Source organism: Pseudomonas beijingensis (assembly GCF_030687295.1).
GTDB classification, from domain to species: Bacteria; Pseudomonadota; Gammaproteobacteria; order Pseudomonadales; family Pseudomonadaceae; genus Aquipseudomonas; species Aquipseudomonas beijingensis.
Genome location: NZ_CP117425.1, coordinates 5,876,217 through 5,892,117 on the forward strand (window position 1 = coordinate 5,876,217; position 15,901 = coordinate 5,892,117).

Consider the following 15,901-nt stretch of genomic DNA (forward strand, 5'->3'; position numbering starts at 1 on the left):
TGTGGGAGCGAGCTTGCTCGCGATAGCGGTGGGTCAGTGCCAGTTATGCTGACTGACACCCCGCTATCGCGAGCAAGCTCGCTCCCACAAAGGATGGTGCTGAATCAGATAGTAAATGCGGTTTCAGGGCAACCGCAAAACCACCTCCACCCCACCCTCGACATTGCCAATACTGAACTGCCCCCCATGCAACTGCACCACCTCCTCCACGAAGTTGAGCCCCAGGCCGGTGCTCTTGCGGCCGCTGTCCGGGCGCGGCAGGGAGTAGAAGCGTTCGCTCAGGCGCGGCAGCGCGTAGTCGGGAATCGGCGCGGCCTGATTGAACAGGCGGATCTCGACGCGGTTCCCACGGCGCTCGGCGCTGACCCGTAGCAGGCCGTTGACGGGGGTGAAGTCCAGGGCGTTCTCCAGCAAATTGCCCAAGGCCTGGCGCAACAGGAACGGCTCACCCGTCAGCGTCAGGTCGGCAGCGATGTGCTGTTCAACCGTCAACTGGCGACTTTCGATCCAGCCGCCGCGTGCTTCCAGCAACTCAGCCATCAACGCTGCCAACGGCACCGCGACTTCTTCCTCCAGCCCCTGGCGCTGCTCGACCTGGGCCAGGTTGAGCAAGCGTTCGATCAACTGCTGCATGCGCGCACTTTCGTTGTCGATGTTGCTGACAAAACGCTGGTGCTGGGCGGCGGGCATGTCGCTTTGCAGCAGTTCGGCGGCGCCGCGAATCGCCGCCAACGGGCTTTTGAGTTCGTGGGTGAGCGTGTGCACGTAACGCTCGACGTACGCCTTGCCTTCGAGCTGGGTGCGCATGTGCTCCACGGCGCCGGCCAGTTGCTCGAACTCGCCGCCACGATAATGCGGCACTTCCACCCGACGCCCCTGGCTGACCGCTTGGGCATAGATCGTCAAGCGCCGCAGTGCCGCGCTGAGCCACCACGACAGCAAGCCGCCCAGCAACAAGCCCAGGGCGACCAAGCCGGCGCCATAGAGCAGCAGCCGCCGCTCGGTGCGATCGACATAAGGCTGCAAGGAACTGTTGGGCTTGGCGACGGTAACAACGCCGATGATCCGGCCGTTGTCGCGGATCGGCGCGCCGACGTGCATCACCGAAGACGCAGGATCGTCAGGATCGCTGCGGCTCGAACGGGCGCCGTAGTGGCCGCGCAGGGTCAGGTAGACGTCGTTCCAGCGCGAATAATCCTGCCCCACCGCCACGCCACTGGAGTCGAGCACCACCATGCCCTTGGCGTCGGTGACGTAGATGCGATGGCTGACCTGGTTCTTCGGCAGGCCCCAGATCGTCGCCGCCGGCTGGCGCTCGCCGTAGGCTCTGAGCAGCTGTGGCCAGCGATTCTGGTTGAGGGTGCCGGCCTTGAAATCGTCCCGCAGGATCTCGGCCATCAGGTTGGCGGTGTCCACCAGGGTTTCTTCGGTGGACTGGCGCACGCCGGGGCGGATTTCCTCCATGACCGTGTTGAGCACGAAATAACCGGTCAAGGCGATAAACAACACATACACCAGGAAAATCCGGATCCCCAGCGACATCAGCTGTGCCCCGGGCTGTAGCTGTAGCCCAGGCCCCGATGTGTCTGGATCGGCTCCGCCTCGGCCCGGACCAGGCGCAACTTGGCGCGCACGCTCTTGATGTGGCTGTCGATGCTGCGCTCGTAGCCGGCATCGCTGGAAACGCCCAGGGCATCGAGCAATTGCTCACGGCTGAAGACCCGCTCGGGTTGCTCCAGCAGACAATTGAGCAGACGGAATTCGTGGCGGGTGAGGTTCAGCGGTGTGCCGCGATAGTTGATCTGCACACGGTCGGCATCGACCTGAAACAGCGCCGTGCTCGACTCCGCCGCCGGACGCGGCGCCACGCGCTTGAGGATCGCCCGGACCCTGGCCGCCACCTCGCGGGGGCTGAAGGGCTTGACCACGTAATCGTCGGCACCGATCTCCAGGCCCACGATCCGGTCGATCTCGCCATCCCGGGCTGTCAGAAAGATGACCGGAACGTCGCTGAAACGTCTGAGATTTTTACAAGTCTCGAATCCGCTGATATCCGGCAGGCCCACATCGAGAATGATCAGGTCCGCCGGGGTGCGTTTCTGGTGCTCAAGGGCGGCCGCGCCAAGGCTCAACCAGGTGGTGTCAAACCCCTCCCCTTGCAGGGCAAACACCAGCGTATCGGCGATGGCGGCTTCGTCTTCGACAATCAGGATATGAGGCATGGCTTGCGAGCCCGGCAGTAAAGTTGCCGGAACGGTGCCGCAAGGCTTGGGGGGAGTCAATCGGCAGTCGAGTTTGTCAGCGGTTGGCGGTCATGCCTAACAGTTCTGATAGTAGGCAAGCGCTGGAAAACGGCTGATGCTAGAGGTCGGTTTTTTGGACTTCAGACGGAGCTCAGTCGATGCCGGACTTCCCTCGCGAAACCGTGCTGTGCCACTACCGCTATGACCCGCTGGATCGTCTGGTCGATTGCGCGCCTTTTGAGCAGGCCAGGATTCAGCGTTTTTACTGCAAAAGCCGATTGGCTACCGAGGTACAGGGCGCGGTGCAGCGTAGCGTTTTCCAGCACGACGATCAGTTGCTGGCGCAACTTCGGCGCGAGGGTGTAGGGGTTGATACTTCCCTGCTGGCGACCGATCAGCAGCGGTCGGCCTTGAATGTACTCGATGCGAACCGGCCTCACCCCCTTGCCTATACACCCTACGGCCATCGCCCGGCGGGAAATGGCTTGCTCAGTTTGCTTGGATTTAATGGCGAGCGGTCGGATCCGGTGACCGGGCATTATTTATTGGGGAATGGGTATCGGGGGTTCAGTCCGGTGTTGATGCGGTTTAACAGTCCGGACAGTCTGAGTCCGTTTGGGGAAGGCGGGTTAAATGCTTATAGCTATTGCGCAGGAGATCCAGTTAACGGGACGGATCCTTCGGGCCATATTTCAATTAAACCATTCATGAGCATTTTCTTTAAAAATCCAACAGGACAAAAATATTCGCTCCCGAAAGGAATCTTAAGACCTGAAGCACTCACCATCAAACAATTAAAAAATAGAGCACGACATGTCCAAAGGCGCAAAAAAATAAAGGACACAACAACCTTGATAAAAGAGAACGAAAGAGCACTACAAAACCAAAACGCCTACACCGTCACCGACGACATTACCGATCTAACAGAAAGTCTGAGAGGCTATGAAATGGCGAAGCGGGGGTATCACTTTGAAGAATACCCAAACCCCTACCTAGAATATCGCGTTCTAATCGACGGAAAGCCACTCCTCGACACATCCCACTTTGACATAACCATATCTCACTTTACGAACCTAAACAGCGTAAGCGCGGTAAAGAAATACAACTACCTAAATTCAACTGCACCACTAGAATTCCAACACATCGAGACAGTTCGACACATACGACAGACTCGAGCCGAATATATAAGAAGGTTTACCGGAATCGACTTATTTCAAAAAATTCGCCAATAACGCCCGCGCATTTCAACTCACTAAGCATCACTACAACAATACCCAAGCCGCTTACACCTCGGAAATCGTCTCATACTTTTTAGGGGTCTTGATCGGCATTCTGGACTACTCCATGGTTATCTCCGACCATCAGCAGTCCGGCTTATCCGCCGTAAACCGCCGCGCCGGGTTCACCGCCGCGCCGAACTCACGCAATGCCTTGGCACCGATTAACAGCGGGTAATTGAAACTGCTGCGGTCGGTCAGGTTGACCTCAACGGTGCGCTTGACATTACCCAGGCACAGCTCCAGATCGACCACCGGGCGCTTGGTGGGGGCGATTTTTTCGTCGTCGTCCTCATCCTCTTCGGAACGGGTCTTGATCTTGCTGATGCGGGCGATCTTGTGTTCGTAGACCTTGTTGTCCGCATCCTTGGTCGCCAGGCGGAAGCGCACCCAATCATCGCCGTCACGGGTAAAGGTCTCGATGTCCTTGGCTGACAGCGAGGCGGTCAGGGCGCCGGTGTCCATCTTGGCCTTGAGCACTTGACCGCCGATTTCCGGCAGCGCGATGTACTCATAGCGCCCGTACAGGGTCGGCTCGGCGGCCAGCACTGGAAGGGCTATCAGGGAAAGCAGGGCGAGGACTGACTTCATGGAGTTAGGGCTTCCATTGTGGGAGTGGGGTTTTAGACCGTGGCTGATGAATTCGTTCGGTTGATTTCGATAGCAATGGTCAAGAGAAACTCCAGCCAAGCGCTACCTCTGTGGCGAGGGGATTCATCCCCGCTGGGGTGCGAAGCGCCCCCTGAGAGCCTGACATCGCGGTACACCTGGCTATTCGAGTTGACTGTTTTGGGGGTTGCTTCGCAACCCAACGGGGATAAATCCCCTCGCCACAAAAAGCCAGCCCAGTTTAGCCAAGCCCAAGTGAAACTTTCGTCCACACGGATTTGGCCTACCACCTGAAGCTTGCTTATCATGGCCCGCCCACCCGTTTGCAAGAGTCATCTATGCGCCGCCTGCTCACCGGCTGTTTCGTCACCCTGCTGCTGTTGCTCAACACCCTGGTGCTGTTCGGGCCGCTGATGGTGTTCGCCCTGCTCAAACTGGTCCTGCCCGGGCGCTTTCGCGACTATGCCTCGTGGGCGGTGATGTGGATCGCCGAGACCTGGGCCGAGATCGACAAGCTGATCTTTGCCCTGTGCATCCCCACCCACTGGGACATCCGCGGCGGCGCAGAGCTGCGCAGCGATACGTCTTACCTGGTGATCAGCAATCACCAATCCTGGGTGGACATCCCCGCCCTCGTCCAGACCCTCAACCGGCGCACGCCGTTCTTCAAGTTCTTCCTCAAGAAGGAACTGATCTGGGTGCCGTTCCTGGGGCTGGCCTGGTGGGCACTGGATTACCCCTTCATGAAACGCTACACCAAGGCGTTCCTGGCGAAAAATCCGGAACTGGCCGGCAAAGACCTGGAAATCACCAAGGCCGCCTGCGAGCTGTTCAAGCGCCAACCGGTCACCGTGGTCAACTACCTCGAAGGCACCCGCTTCACCGCCACCAAAAGCCAACAACAGCGATCGCCCTTCACCCACCTGCTCAAGCCCAAGGCCGGTGGCGTGGCGTTCGTGCTGGCGGCCATGGGCGAGCAACTGGACGCGGTACTGGACGTGACCGTGGTCTATCCGCAAGCGCGCATTCCCGGGTTCTGGGACTTGATCAGCGGCGCGGTGCCGCGGGTCATCATCGACATCCAGACCCGCGAACTGGACCCGGCGTTGTGGCAGGGCGACTACGAAAACGACCCGGTGTTTCGCCAGCACGTGCAGGACTGGGTTAATAAGCTCTGGACTGAAAAGGACCGGCGCATCGCTGAGTTGCGCAACGAAGGGATTGGAACCTAACAGTTCTGATAGTAGGCAGCGGCTGAGAAAGCTCCGATGCTAGAGGCTCGGTTTTTGGACCTTGCACGGAGCACAGAGCATGCCTTCCACTTCTGGCGAAACCGTATTGTGCCATTACCGCTACGACCCGCTGGATCGCCTGGTCCATAGTGCGCCTTCTGCTGAGTCCGGTATTCAGCGCTTTTACTGCAAGAGCCGATTGGCCACGGAGATACAGGGCGCGGTGCAGCGTAGTATTTTCCAGCATGACGACCAGTTATTGGCGCAACTTCGGCGCGAGAATGCGAAGGTCGATACGACCCTGTTGGCGACCGATCAGCAGCGGTCGGTGTTGAATGTACTCGATGCGAACCGGCTCCATCCCCTCGCCTATACACCTTATGGCCATCGTCCACCGGGAAACGGCTTGCTCAGTTTGCTTGGGTTTAACGGCGAACGGCCGGATCGGGTGACGGAGCATTATTTGTTGGGAATTGGGTATCGGGGGTTTAATCCGGTGTTGATGCGGTTTAACAGCCCGGATAGTTGGAGTCCGTTTGGGGAAGGGGGGGTGAATGCGTATGGCTATTGCGCAGGGGACCCGAGAAACCGCGTGGATCCATCAGGGCATGTTTGGAGGATCGGGAAATACTTTAGGAGACTATTCAATAGAGTTCCAAAAGCCCACAAAACCACGATTCAAACACCAACAGTTATCGCGACCCAACCAAGCTCACACTCGTTAAACTCGTCACTCATTCAAGCCCAAGACAACACTATAAAAAACCTACAAATAACGACTCCAAAGGATGGGAGACCCGAAGAGCTACTCACACTGCCTGGCGAGCTAGAGAGCCTCCGTCAAAAAAGAATTCGTATTGACCCCTCATACATCCCCGCTAGCTCTACCAACCCTCAACTAACAGAATCACAAATAATAGCAAAGACAATAGAAAACTCAGAAATGAGACGACCTTTAAAAAAACAATACTTCAATGTCGCCCGCAAATTTCACAATCAAAACAAAATCAAGGACTTTAGTCCGCCTCGGGCGACAAAAATAAAATTCTCTGATATCACCGATGTACAGGAATTTATACGCGAGGGATAAAAACCAGTCGGAGGATGACAAAGATCGAAGCTCGGCCGATAGTCTTTGATGCTTGCCCCCCAAACATTAGCAGTTTCGATAGTGAGCAACCGCTGAAAAACCTCCGATGCTGGAGGTCCGGTTTTTTGAATCTTGCATGGAGTTCGGAGCATGCCTTTTGCCCCTCGTGAAACCGTGTTGTGCCGCTACCGCTACGACCCGCTGGATCGTCTGGTCGATTGTGCGCCTTCTGCTGAAGCTGGAATTCAGCGGTTTTACTGCAAGAGCCGATTGGCGACGGAGATACAGGGTGCCGTGCAGCGAAGCGTTTTCCAGCATGACGACCAGTTATTGGCGCAACTTCGGCGCGAGAATGCGAAGGTCGATACGACCCTGTTGGCGACCGATCAGCAGCGCTCGGTGTTGAATGTACTCGATGCGAACCGGCTTCATCCCCTCGCCTATACACCCTATGGCCATTGCCCAGCGGGAAACGGCTTGCTCAGTTTGCTTGGGTTTAACGGCGAACGGCCGGATCCGGTGACCGGGCATTATTTGTTGGGGAATGGGTATCGCGGGTTCAATCCGGTGTTGATGCGGTTTAACAGCCCGGACAGTTGGAGTCCGTTTGGAAAGGGTGGGTTGAATGCGTATGCGTATTGCTGGGGAGACCCTACAAACAGGGAGGACCGGACCGGGCATGTGCCGGGGTTGAGATGGCAATGGATACGACAAAACATAAAACTCATTCTAGGAAAGGAGCCAGAGGTAAGCACATTAAGGGAAAGTCTAAATCCAATCCCACTTCAGAAATCCGCACCCCACACCGCTGCGCAGCAAGATGAATTAATGCAAATAATCGATTCACAAAAAAACATCATCGAACAGCAGCAGAAGACAATAGAGTCACAACACCAGCTACTCGCAAACAACCAGCAACACTTCCAAGCCGAAGTCAACAAACTTGAATGGAGAATCCAAGAATTACACAGAGATTTCAGTACTGCCGCCTGGGTATATCACCGTGAATTCCCACACTCTCCACTTGCAATAAACCAATTAGATATTGACTATGCCTATGGTGAAACCGGCTTACTTTTCCGATCTGCTGTTAGCGAACAATCAGGGCAAGACTCACCAACAGGACGCGTCAGGAAATAACGTTAACGAGTCTCGACCAAGAGATCAGCAAGCCCATTTAATCTGATTTTCTAACTTTTGGTGCAAAACGGGGCCTGATCAGCCCAGATTATTTTGCCCAAGCTTGCCGAACTCATTTAGCAACCGCCACGAGTAAAAACAGCAAATTTTAATTCCAAATCAACATAAAAAACTGTCAACTCTGACAGTATCCCTCGCCAGCCACAGCCGCAAACATGTCGCCGGGACACATTGTGGAGACAACCCAATGCGAAACTTTATAACTGACGGCGGCGCTGGAATGTGCCTGCTGATCATCGGCCATGTTCATGCCGGAGAAGTCACTTGTCCGGCTGCGATACAGATCCATGGCACCACTGAAACAGTAGAAATCCAGGATGACCGCCAATGGCAGGGTCAGGACCTGGAACAGGAGGCCAACCCAGCGGTACAGCAACTCAACGACGCCGAGTTCGCGATCCATGAACCCGACGAAGATGAATTGACACAGAGGAGAGTGACCATCACTTGCAATTACGGCGAGAACAATCTCACGCTGGATTATCAGCCGACGTCTTTGCCCTCAGCGGCCAACCGTTGCGCCAGCCGGGACACCAACACATGTAGACGGATGAACACCGACTACTTCAGCTTGAAATTCTGATACCCCGTGGCGGATTTTAGATGTCGCCACCCTCATCACACCCCCGCGCCGCTCCCCCAAATACCGCCCAGGTTCTGCAACAACGAACCGGCAACCCCCTGTTGACCAAGGTACTGCAGAATAATCGGGGCAAACTGGCCGATCATGCCGCTGTCCATGCCCAGCGCGCTGAAGGCATTGTTCAGGTCACCGGTGTCCTTGACGTTACCCAGCAGGCCGTCGAGCAAGGCATTTTTGTCCGACCCGCCACCGAGCAAACCGCCCAGGCCATTGAGCCCGCCGATGGCGCTGTTTCCGGCGATCTGATCCAGGCCCGGCACACTCTTGCTCAACTCGGAAAACTGCGGCTCGCTGAGCCGATTCTTCGCCAGCCCCAGCATCGCACCGGCGCCGCCGATGGCTTGTTCCGGCGTGATCTTGAGTTCCGATCCCAGGGTGTTGAGCAACCCGGCCGCTTTCGGCGCGGCGGCTACGGCGCCCTCTTCCTCACCCGAGCTGCCCTGCATGGCCGACACCACATTGGCGGCATCGCTGAGGCTGAACTGCGCGAAGGCCGGGCTGGCGGCCAGTATCAACAACCAAGACAGTGCAAAACCTCGTGAAACCTTCATCCGGGACATCCTCTTGAGCATGAAAAAGCCGCCCATAAAGAGCGGCGTAAAGCGTGCGTTGGACTGGTACGGACGATGATTGTTCCTAAACGTATTACATGGGTGGCCGATAGCCATTACAGAAAATTCTTCATAGGCCGTCAGAAGCGTCTGAATTTAACGAAACCTGCACTTTTTATATAGCCAAAAGTTACCAAATATCCCTATACAGTTCTAAATTGACATAAATGATTGCCAACATAGACAGTAGCCCGCCCGACCAAGCCGTGAATCGTCGAACTGAGCCCTGGAGCCTGGCACATGAAAAAAATACTGGCTGGAGGCGCGATCTTGCTTTTGCTGATTATCGGCCCCGTCCATGCCGGTGAAATAACCTGCCCCGCCGTCACTGACATCCATAGAAACATCGAATCGGTGGAAGATATTTTCTTCGTCGATGTACAGGACGAGCACGAATGGGAAAGCGAAAGCCTGGTGGACGTGGTCGACCCGGTATCGTTGCAATTCGAAGGGGCCGAGTACGTTATCCATAGAGATGACGACGAGCATGCGGCCACCCGAGCGACCATCACGTGCAGGTACGGGGCAATCAATCTGAAGTTGGAAGAGCAACAAATCCTGGAACCGGCCTTTTCAAAGTGGGTGAGCAATCGCTGCGAAAGCGCGGATACCCGAATGTGCAGGTTGATGGACGGCGACTATTTCAACTTGATTTATTGATCGGTAATGGCAACCGCGTCACTGTTCCAGTACAACCACTCTAAGCACTCTGCCATCGCCTGCACCATTTACCGTACAGTGCGGTTTCCTCCAGCAGAGTGTGTCCATGAACGTAAAAATCGGCGGCGCCACCCTCGCGGTCATCCTGACCGGCATGCTCATCGTCCTGGGCGTCAACGAATGCCAGCGCGGCCCGCTGAATCCAGAACTGGCCGATGGCACCAGCGAAGAACAAAAGACCTGGATGACCATCGAGCACCGCATCAAGCGCTCCGACCCGACCCTGACCGAGGTGACCGGCGACCAACACACGCTGACCGTGCGCTACCGTCCTGGCACTTGCGCGGATGACTGCGAGCCCTGGGTTCCGCATATGCTGCGGGTTGTCGGCCACGGCCTGGCGGCGCTCAATGGTGCGCCAGGGGGCAAGCAGTACACGCAAGTGACGGTCAAGGCGCGGATCCTTGCCGATGATGACGTGGAACTGGTCTACGACATGCGGGGGTTTGACGCCATCAAGACCCAACAAGGCGGCTACGAAACCTTTGCCGGCATGCCTCGCAGCCTGAGTTTCAGCGCCGACGCCCTGGCCCAGGCGCAAACCTATTGCCAAGGCCCTAGCGCCAAAGGGTTCTACCCTGAATTCTGCGAACGGGTCGAGACCGCAACGGCCCGGCAGTAACCGTGGCGAGGGAGCTTGCTCCCGCTGGGCTGCGAAGCGGCCCCCGCTTCTCGGATACCAACGGCGAGCGCTTCGCACTCGAGCGGGAGCAAGCTCCCTCGCCACAATGGGGCGGTGTACATACGTGAATACTCACGACTAAAAATCTTACAACTACTTGGGAAATCCCTCGCAACAGCGAGCCTTGCTCCAGCCAATCGGCGATGCCTATAGTTCGTCCCGTCGTCCACATGGCGACTCGGGTTTGGCGACTCGAAACACTACGGCCTGAAGTCCAAATTTTATTAATCAATAAAGGCTCTAGCCATGAACCGATACATGCCCCTCACCGACGTCGACTGCTCCCCCGCCGCCCTGCTCATCGACACCCAGGCCCCCCTCGACGTCCTCCACGAAACCGCTGCCTACCGCATCAGTGCCGTGACCCAACTATTGGAAAACATCGCTTTTCGCGAAGAGCTCAGTTCCGACGCCGTCGTCCTCCACGACTTCGCCCTGCTCCTGGCGATTCCGTTGCGCGACGGCTGCGATGTGCTGGATGTGATTGGCCGACGCTTGCAGGCACACGCCATGGCCTGACCGCGGCGGCAGTCATCCGACTATCAACGCGCAAGCCCTTATTCCCTCTCGGTCTTGCCTACTGTCAACGTTGACAGTAGGCAGCTGTTCATACGGTCCCTAAGCTGCAGCCGTGACAACGAAAAAACAAGGCTATGGGCAAACCACAGTCCCTGTGCCTTTCATCATTCGGGCAAACAGGAATAATAAAAATGAACGACCGAATCAAAGGAACCGTTAAATGGTTTAACGATGCAAAGGGCTATGGCTTCATTACCTGCGGCAAAGGAGGCGAGGACTTGTTCGTTCATTACTCGGCGATAGCCGGCGAGGGTTATAGAACATTGAAACAGAAGCAAACGGTCTTCTTTGAAATCGAGAAGAGCGACAAAGGCATGCAGGCCACGAGAGTGACGCCGGAATAAAGCGACTTCCATTCCAGAGAACGACCCCATGTCGGCGAACCGCAAAACGCTGCTCTGCCGCTACCATTACGACCCACTGGATCGCTTGGCCGATTGCACACCATCGGCCGAGGCCCGCACCCAGCGTTTCTATCTGAAGGAGCGCCTGATCAGCGAAATCCAGGGTTCGGTACAACGATCGATTTTCCAGCAGGACGAGCAACTCCTGGCGCAACAGCAGCGCCAGAATGATGCTGTCGAAACCACCTTGCTCACCACTGACCTGCAACGCTCGGTATTGCATGCGCTCGATGCCACACAGCCTCATCCTCTCGCTTACACCCCCTACGGCCACCGCTCTGCGGAAAACGACTTGCTCAGCCTGCTCGGCTTCAACGGCGAACGACCGGACCCAGTGACCAGGCATTATTTGTTGGGCAATGGTTATCGAGCGTTCAATCCGGTGTTGATGCGGTTCAATAGCCCGGACAGGCGCAGCCCATTTAATAAAGGTGGAGTAAACGCTTACGCCTATGCTTTGGGAGACCCTATTAACCACGCAGACCCAACGGGCGAGTTCGCCATATCAATATTGACTGCCGTACAACGCGGTTTAACTATTGCACTGCACAGCATTGTTCCTGCGGGGATGATTCTAGGGCCTAAAGTGACGGGAATTGCGCTGGTGGCTACCCGTATCAGTCTGTCTGGGTCCATAGCTAGTGCTGTCGGAGCAATCATGCAGCTGGCAGGCAGGCCGATCGGAGCCTATGTTTCGGCCGCAGGCACGGCTGCGTTAGTGGGAGGAGCCGCTGCCCGCGGTGTCATCGCCCTACGCACCGCGCGAAAAGCCGGCCCGCTGTGGCCGAAGATAAAAGAAAACCTTTTAAATATTGGGGGAATATCGCAGAAAAAAAAACCACCTGTTCAACCAAGTGCAACATATAAAAAGCACTCGTCCACCGCCTCCATTCAAAACAATGCCAATGCCAATGCCAATGCCAATGTGCATCACAAAATTTCGCAAGATGCCAGCTCAATAAGAGACCCAAGCCGATAAGTAATTAGGTCTATCGTTGGAGATAGGCCACGCAGCCGCACCTAACACTTCTGCTAGCTAGACAACCGGCCTTCTGCCTGAACATGATAGTGCTATCTGTATTTCTCACAGAGCAAAGCCCATGTCCTCCACAGATGAAACCTTGCTCTGCCGTTACCGCTACGACCCACTGGATCGCCTGGCCGATTCCACGCCATCGGCCCAGGCCCGCACCCAGCGCTTCTACCTGAAGGAGCGTCTGACCAGCGAAATCCAGGGCTCGGTACAACGATCGATTTTCCAGCAGGACGACCAGCTCCTGGCCCAACAACAGCGCCAGGATGGCGTCGTCGAAACCACCTTGCTGGGCACCGATCCGCAACGCTCGGTATTGCATGCGCTCGATGCCACGCAACCTCATCCCCTCGCCTACACCCCCTACGGTCATCACGCTGCGCAAAGCGGCTTGCTCAGCCTGCTCGGCTTCAACGGCGAACGGCCGGACCCGGTGACCGGGCACTATTTATTGGGGAATGGTTATCGGGCGTTTAACCCAACGCTGATGCGGTTCAATAGTCCGGATTCGATGAGCCCATTTGGAAAAGGTGGGTTGAATCCTTACGCGTATGGCCAGGGCGACCCCATTAATAAGAGCGATCCAACGGGGCATTTCAATATTATTACCAGCCCCTTCAAAGGACTTGTTAATTGGGTAGGAATCAGGACACCTAAAGATATTTTTATGGTTCACGGCGTCAAATTGCGTATTTCGTTCAAGAAAGTGCCTGGGGATTTTATCAAACAGCCTATGGTGCAATTTTCACCGAAACGGCCTTTGACTTCAGACATTATCGATGCAGACATCTGGCAGCTCGAGCGGTCTCTTATCAACGACAGCACCAATATTATTAAACAAGAGATACAAGCAGCCCACATCATTAAGTTGGGGCGAGTACCTCGTAATAGACGCACTGGATTTTCTAAACTTCTGGAAGACATACAGCACAACCGAAACAAGTATCGTGACGACTTGGAGAGGTATCGGCAAAGAATTGAGGGGCTGCTACCCCCGACTCCCGCACCGCCACCCACCTATACACAGTCGAAATTTTGGTATTCAGGACAAACACGCGGTGAAATTATCAGGGACGCAGAGCCGTCGCCCCCCTAACCAAGGCCAATCGAAAAGCGGCGATTGAAAAGCTCCATTCATCATGAAAATAAAAAGGGCGACATCACTGTCGCCCTTCTCCCGTCTTGCTTCCAACCTTACGCCGCACTGAACAACTTATGCGGATCAATCACAAACTTCTTCGGCACGCCCGCATCGAACTCGCCATAACCCTTCGGCGCGTCATCCAGGCTGATCACCTGCACGCCAACGATTTCAGCAATGTTGATGCGGTCCCACATGATCGCCTGCATCAGTTGGCGGTTGTACTTCATCACCGGGGTCTGGCCGGTGTGGAAGCTGTGGGATTTGGCCCAGCCCAGGCCGAAGCGGATGCTCAGGCTGCCCATTTTGGCCGCCGCATCGACGGCGCCCGGGTCTTCGGTGACGTAGAGGCCGGGGATGCCGATCTTGCCGGCGACGCGGACCACGCCCATCAACGAGTTGAGCACGGTGGCCGGGGCTTCGTGCTTGACGCCGTCATGGCCATGGCCGCGGGCTTCGAAGCCTACCGCATCGACGGCACAGTCGACTTCAGGCTCGCCCAGCAGCGCGGCGATCTGTTCGTGCAACGGGGTGTCGGTGGAGAGGTCGGCAATTTCGAAACCCTGGGCCTTGGCGTGAGCCAGGCGAACCGGGTTGACGTCGCCGATGATCACCACCGCCGCGCCCAACAGGCGCGCGGAAGCGGCGGCCGCCAGGCCAACCGGGCCGGCACCAGCGATGTAGACCGTGCTGCCAGGGCCAACACCGGCGGTGACGGCGCCGTGGTAGCCGGTCGGCAGAATGTCGGACAGGCAGGTCAGGTCGCGGATTTTCTCCATGGCCTTGTCGCGGTCCGGCAGTTTCAGCAGGTTGAAGTCGGCGTATGGCACCAGCACGTATTCAGCTTGGCCGCCGGTCCAGTCGCCCATGTCCACATAACCGTAGGCACCGCCGGCACGGGCCGGGTTGACGGTCAGGCAGACGCCAGTGTGTTGCTCCTTGCAGGAACGGCAGCGCCCGCAAGCGACGTTGAACGGCACCGACACCAGGTCACCGATTTTCAAGTTCTCGACGTCGCTGCCCTTTTCGATCACTTCACCGGTGATCTCGTGCCCCAGGACCAGGCCGGTCTGGGCAGTGGTACGACCGCGGACCATGTGCTGGTCGGAGCCGCAGATGTTGGTGGAGACCACGCGCAGGATGACACCGTGCTCAATCTTCCTGCCGCGCGGGTCCTGCATTTTTGGATAGTCGATTTTCTGTACTTCGACCTTGCCGTTGCCGAGATACACGACACCACGATTACCAGACATGCTTTCACCTCGCTGTTGTTTTTGTGGAACTGCGTTGCCCAGGCAGGCAGCGCGTTGATTGCTCGGGTAGTGCTTGTGTCTTTGTTGTCTGAAGGGCCTCATCGCGAGCAAGCTCGCTCCCACAGTTGATCGCGTACTCCCTGTGGGAGCGAGCTTGCTCGCGATGTCGTTCTAAAGAACGACCGTGCGATTGGCGTTCAAGAACACCCTTCTTTCGATGTGATACCCCACGGCCCTGGCCAGGGTCAGCCCTTCGATGTCCCGGCCCTTGGCGATCAGGTCTTCGGGATAGTGGCTGTGGTCCACCACTTCCACGCCCTGGGCGATGATCGGGCCCTCGTCCAGGTCGTTGTTGATGTAGTGCGCCGTGGCGCCCACCAGTTTCACGCCTTTGTTGTAGGCCTGGTGATACGGCTTGGCGCCCTTGAAGCCCGGCAGCAGCGAGTGATGGATGTTGATCGCCTTGCCGTCGAGCTTGCGGCACAACTCCGGCGACAGCACTTGCATGTAGCGGGCAAGGATCACCAGCTCGGCACCGGTGTCTTCGATCACCTGCCACACCTGTCGCTCCTGGGCCGGCTTGTCGTTCGGGTCCAGGGGGAAATGGTAGTAGGGAATCTGGTGCCAGTCGGCCAGCGGCTTGAGGTCGGGATGGTTGGAGACCACGGCTACCACGTCCATGGACAACTGGCCGATGCGCTGGCGGTAGAGCAAATCGTTGAGGCAGTGATCGGCCTTGGAGACCATGATCACCACTTTGGGCCGGTAGTTGGGCGGCGTCAGTTCGAAGACCATGCCGAAGGCTTGCGCACGCTCGGCCAGGCCGGCGCGAAAGGCCTGCTCGTCAAAACCGTCGGGCTGGCGAAACTCCACGCGAATGAAGAAACGCGCCGAGAGCCGGTCGTCGAAGGAATGGTGCTCGGTGACATAGCAGCCCTGCTCGAACAGAAAGCGGGTCACCGCGTCCACCGTGCCGAGCACGCTGGGGCAGTCGGCAGTCAAGATCCATGTGTCTGGGGCGCGGCTCATTGCGGTGACTCCTGTTCGTTATGGATAACCCCCCGCCACACACAGAACCTGTGGCGGAGGATTTATCTGTGGGAGCAAAGCTTGCTCGCGATAAAAACAACGCGGTCTATCTGGAACTCAAGCGCCTGTATCGCGAGCAAGCTTTGCTCCCACAG

Annotated in this window: 17 protein-coding genes; 11 read left to right on the forward strand and 6 right to left on the reverse strand. The window is 56.8% G+C overall.

All coding sequences use genetic code 11. The features are described from left to right. Positions 1–123: 123 nt before the first annotated feature. Together creC and creB are read right to left on the reverse strand one after the other, a co-directional pair. Positions 124–1,542, reverse strand: a complete 1,419-nt coding sequence (gene creC / locus PSH84_RS26150; RefSeq protein ID WP_122566639.1) for a two-component system sensor histidine kinase CreC — start codon at positions 1,540–1,542, stop codon at positions 124–126. Beyond that, a complete protein-coding gene (gene creB, locus PSH84_RS26155) occupies positions 1,542–2,222 on the reverse strand; it encodes a two-component system response regulator CreB (RefSeq protein ID WP_305468705.1) in 681 nt (226 codons plus the stop codon). Before creB ends, creC begins: the two co-directional genes overlap by 1 nt. Before the next feature lie 179 nt (positions 2,223–2,401). On the opposite strand from creB, the gene PSH84_RS26160 reads away from it, so the two are divergent. After that, positions 2,402–3,475: an RHS repeat-associated core domain-containing protein gene (locus PSH84_RS26160; protein ID WP_305468706.1), complete on the forward strand. Its 1,074-nt coding sequence runs from the start codon at positions 2,402–2,404 to the stop codon at positions 3,473–3,475. Between the two features lie 129 nt (positions 3,476–3,604). On the opposite strand, the gene rloA2 is transcribed toward PSH84_RS26160, so the two are convergent. After that, a complete protein-coding gene (gene rloA2 / locus PSH84_RS26165) occupies positions 3,605–4,111 on the reverse strand; it encodes a retropepsin-like aspartic peptidase RloA2 (protein WP_122566636.1) in 507 nt (168 codons plus the stop codon). A gap of 356 nt (positions 4,112–4,467) precedes the next feature. Here rloA2 and yihG point away from each other — a divergent pair, with 356 nt between their 5' ends. From yihG to PSH84_RS26185, 4 genes are all read left to right on the forward strand, one after another. Continuing rightward, a complete protein-coding gene (yihG, locus tag PSH84_RS26170) occupies positions 4,468–5,361 on the forward strand; it encodes a 1-acylglycerol-3-phosphate O-acyltransferase, YihG family (RefSeq protein ID WP_305468707.1) in 894 nt (297 codons plus the stop codon). 79 nt (positions 5,362–5,440) lie between these two features. Then, complete coding sequence (locus PSH84_RS26175; RefSeq protein ID WP_305468708.1) at positions 5,441–6,451, forward strand: RHS repeat-associated core domain-containing protein; 1,011 nt, start codon at positions 5,441–5,443, stop codon at positions 6,449–6,451. Positions 6,452–6,601: 150 nt separating this feature from the next. Beyond that, positions 6,602–7,591, forward strand: a complete 990-nt coding sequence (locus PSH84_RS26180) for an RHS repeat-associated core domain-containing protein (protein ID WP_305468709.1) — start codon at positions 6,602–6,604, stop codon at positions 7,589–7,591. A 247-nt stretch (positions 7,592–7,838) separates the two neighbouring features. Then, positions 7,839–8,234, forward strand: coding sequence for a DUF3757 domain-containing protein (locus PSH84_RS26185; protein ID WP_305468710.1), 396 nt, complete (start codon positions 7,839–7,841; stop codon positions 8,232–8,234). Between the two features lie 35 nt (positions 8,235–8,269). Here PSH84_RS26185 and PSH84_RS26190 read toward each other — a convergent pair whose 3' ends face one another. Next, positions 8,270–8,845 carry a DUF2780 domain-containing protein gene (locus PSH84_RS26190; protein ID WP_305468711.1) on the reverse strand — a complete coding sequence of 192 codons (576 nt, stop codon included), beginning with the start codon at positions 8,843–8,845 and terminating at the stop codon, positions 8,270–8,272. A gap of 300 nt (positions 8,846–9,145) precedes the next feature. Here PSH84_RS26190 and PSH84_RS26195 point away from each other — a divergent pair, with 300 nt between their 5' ends. From PSH84_RS26195 to PSH84_RS26220, 6 genes are all read left to right on the forward strand, one after another. After that, positions 9,146–9,565 carry a DUF3757 domain-containing protein gene (locus PSH84_RS26195; protein WP_305468712.1) on the forward strand — a complete coding sequence of 140 codons (420 nt, stop codon included), beginning with the start codon at positions 9,146–9,148 and terminating at the stop codon, positions 9,563–9,565. A gap of 106 nt (positions 9,566–9,671) precedes the next feature. Next, positions 9,672–10,247 carry a hypothetical protein gene (locus PSH84_RS26200; RefSeq protein WP_305468713.1) on the forward strand — a complete coding sequence of 192 codons (576 nt, stop codon included), beginning with the start codon at positions 9,672–9,674 and terminating at the stop codon, positions 10,245–10,247. A 306-nt stretch (positions 10,248–10,553) separates the two neighbouring features. Beyond that, the gene (locus PSH84_RS26205) at positions 10,554–10,826 is read left to right on the forward strand and encodes a hypothetical protein (protein WP_305481995.1); all 273 of its coding nucleotides are present in this window, start codon (positions 10,554–10,556) and stop codon (positions 10,824–10,826) included. Positions 10,827–11,017: 191 nt separating this feature from the next. Next, positions 11,018–11,230, forward strand: coding sequence for a cold-shock protein (locus tag PSH84_RS26210; protein WP_122566629.1), 213 nt, complete (start codon positions 11,018–11,020; stop codon positions 11,228–11,230). Between the two features lie 28 nt (positions 11,231–11,258). Then, on the forward strand, positions 11,259–12,269 hold the full coding sequence (locus PSH84_RS26215) for an RHS repeat-associated core domain-containing protein (protein WP_305481996.1): 1,011 nt from the start codon (positions 11,259–11,261) through the stop codon (positions 12,267–12,269). A gap of 121 nt (positions 12,270–12,390) precedes the next feature. Next, complete coding sequence (locus tag PSH84_RS26220; RefSeq protein WP_305481997.1) at positions 12,391–13,419, forward strand: RHS repeat-associated core domain-containing protein; 1,029 nt, start codon at positions 12,391–12,393, stop codon at positions 13,417–13,419. A gap of 98 nt (positions 13,420–13,517) precedes the next feature. Here PSH84_RS26220 and fdhA read toward each other — a convergent pair whose 3' ends face one another. Both fdhA and purU read right to left on the reverse strand, forming a co-directional pair. Then, positions 13,518–14,717, reverse strand: a complete 1,200-nt coding sequence (gene fdhA, locus PSH84_RS26225) for a formaldehyde dehydrogenase, glutathione-independent (protein WP_122566627.1) — start codon at positions 14,715–14,717, stop codon at positions 13,518–13,520. A gap of 171 nt (positions 14,718–14,888) precedes the next feature. Beyond that, positions 14,889–15,746: a formyltetrahydrofolate deformylase gene (gene purU / locus PSH84_RS26230; RefSeq protein WP_060740301.1), complete on the reverse strand. Its 858-nt coding sequence runs from the start codon at positions 15,744–15,746 to the stop codon at positions 14,889–14,891. Positions 15,747–15,901 lie beyond the last annotated feature (155 nt).

Excerpts from the sequence above, each read along its gene's own strand:
- creC (WP_122566639.1), bottom strand. The coding sequence starts at position 1,542 with ATGTCGCTGGGGATCCGGATTTTCCTGGTGTATGTGTTGTTTATCGCC.
- creB (WP_305468705.1), bottom strand. The coding sequence starts at position 2,222 with ATGCCTCATATCCTGATTGTCGAAGACGAAGCCGCCATCGCCGATACG.
- PSH84_RS26160 (WP_305468706.1), top strand. The coding sequence starts at position 2,402 with ATGCCGGACTTCCCTCGCGAAACCGTGCTGTGCCACTACCGCTATGAC.
- rloA2 (WP_122566636.1), bottom strand. The coding sequence starts at position 4,111 with ATGAAGTCAGTCCTCGCCCTGCTTTCCCTGATAGCCCTTCCAGTGCTG.
- yihG (WP_305468707.1), top strand. The coding sequence starts at position 4,468 with ATGCGCCGCCTGCTCACCGGCTGTTTCGTCACCCTGCTGCTGTTGCTC.
- PSH84_RS26175 (WP_305468708.1), top strand. The coding sequence starts at position 5,441 with ATGCCTTCCACTTCTGGCGAAACCGTATTGTGCCATTACCGCTACGAC.
- PSH84_RS26180 (WP_305468709.1), top strand. The coding sequence starts at position 6,602 with ATGCCTTTTGCCCCTCGTGAAACCGTGTTGTGCCGCTACCGCTACGAC.
- PSH84_RS26185 (WP_305468710.1), top strand. The coding sequence starts at position 7,839 with ATGCGAAACTTTATAACTGACGGCGGCGCTGGAATGTGCCTGCTGATC.
- PSH84_RS26190 (WP_305468711.1), bottom strand. The coding sequence starts at position 8,845 with ATGAAGGTTTCACGAGGTTTTGCACTGTCTTGGTTGTTGATACTGGCC.
- PSH84_RS26195 (WP_305468712.1), top strand. The coding sequence starts at position 9,146 with ATGAAAAAAATACTGGCTGGAGGCGCGATCTTGCTTTTGCTGATTATC.
- PSH84_RS26200 (WP_305468713.1), top strand. The coding sequence starts at position 9,672 with ATGAACGTAAAAATCGGCGGCGCCACCCTCGCGGTCATCCTGACCGGC.
- PSH84_RS26205 (WP_305481995.1), top strand. The coding sequence starts at position 10,554 with ATGAACCGATACATGCCCCTCACCGACGTCGACTGCTCCCCCGCCGCC.
- PSH84_RS26210 (WP_122566629.1), top strand. The coding sequence starts at position 11,018 with ATGAACGACCGAATCAAAGGAACCGTTAAATGGTTTAACGATGCAAAG.
- PSH84_RS26215 (WP_305481996.1), top strand. The coding sequence starts at position 11,259 with ATGTCGGCGAACCGCAAAACGCTGCTCTGCCGCTACCATTACGACCCA.
- PSH84_RS26220 (WP_305481997.1), top strand. The coding sequence starts at position 12,391 with ATGTCCTCCACAGATGAAACCTTGCTCTGCCGTTACCGCTACGACCCA.
- fdhA (WP_122566627.1), bottom strand. The coding sequence starts at position 14,717 with ATGTCTGGTAATCGTGGTGTCGTGTATCTCGGCAACGGCAAGGTCGAA.
- purU (WP_060740301.1), bottom strand. The coding sequence starts at position 15,746 with ATGAGCCGCGCCCCAGACACATGGATCTTGACTGCCGACTGCCCCAGC.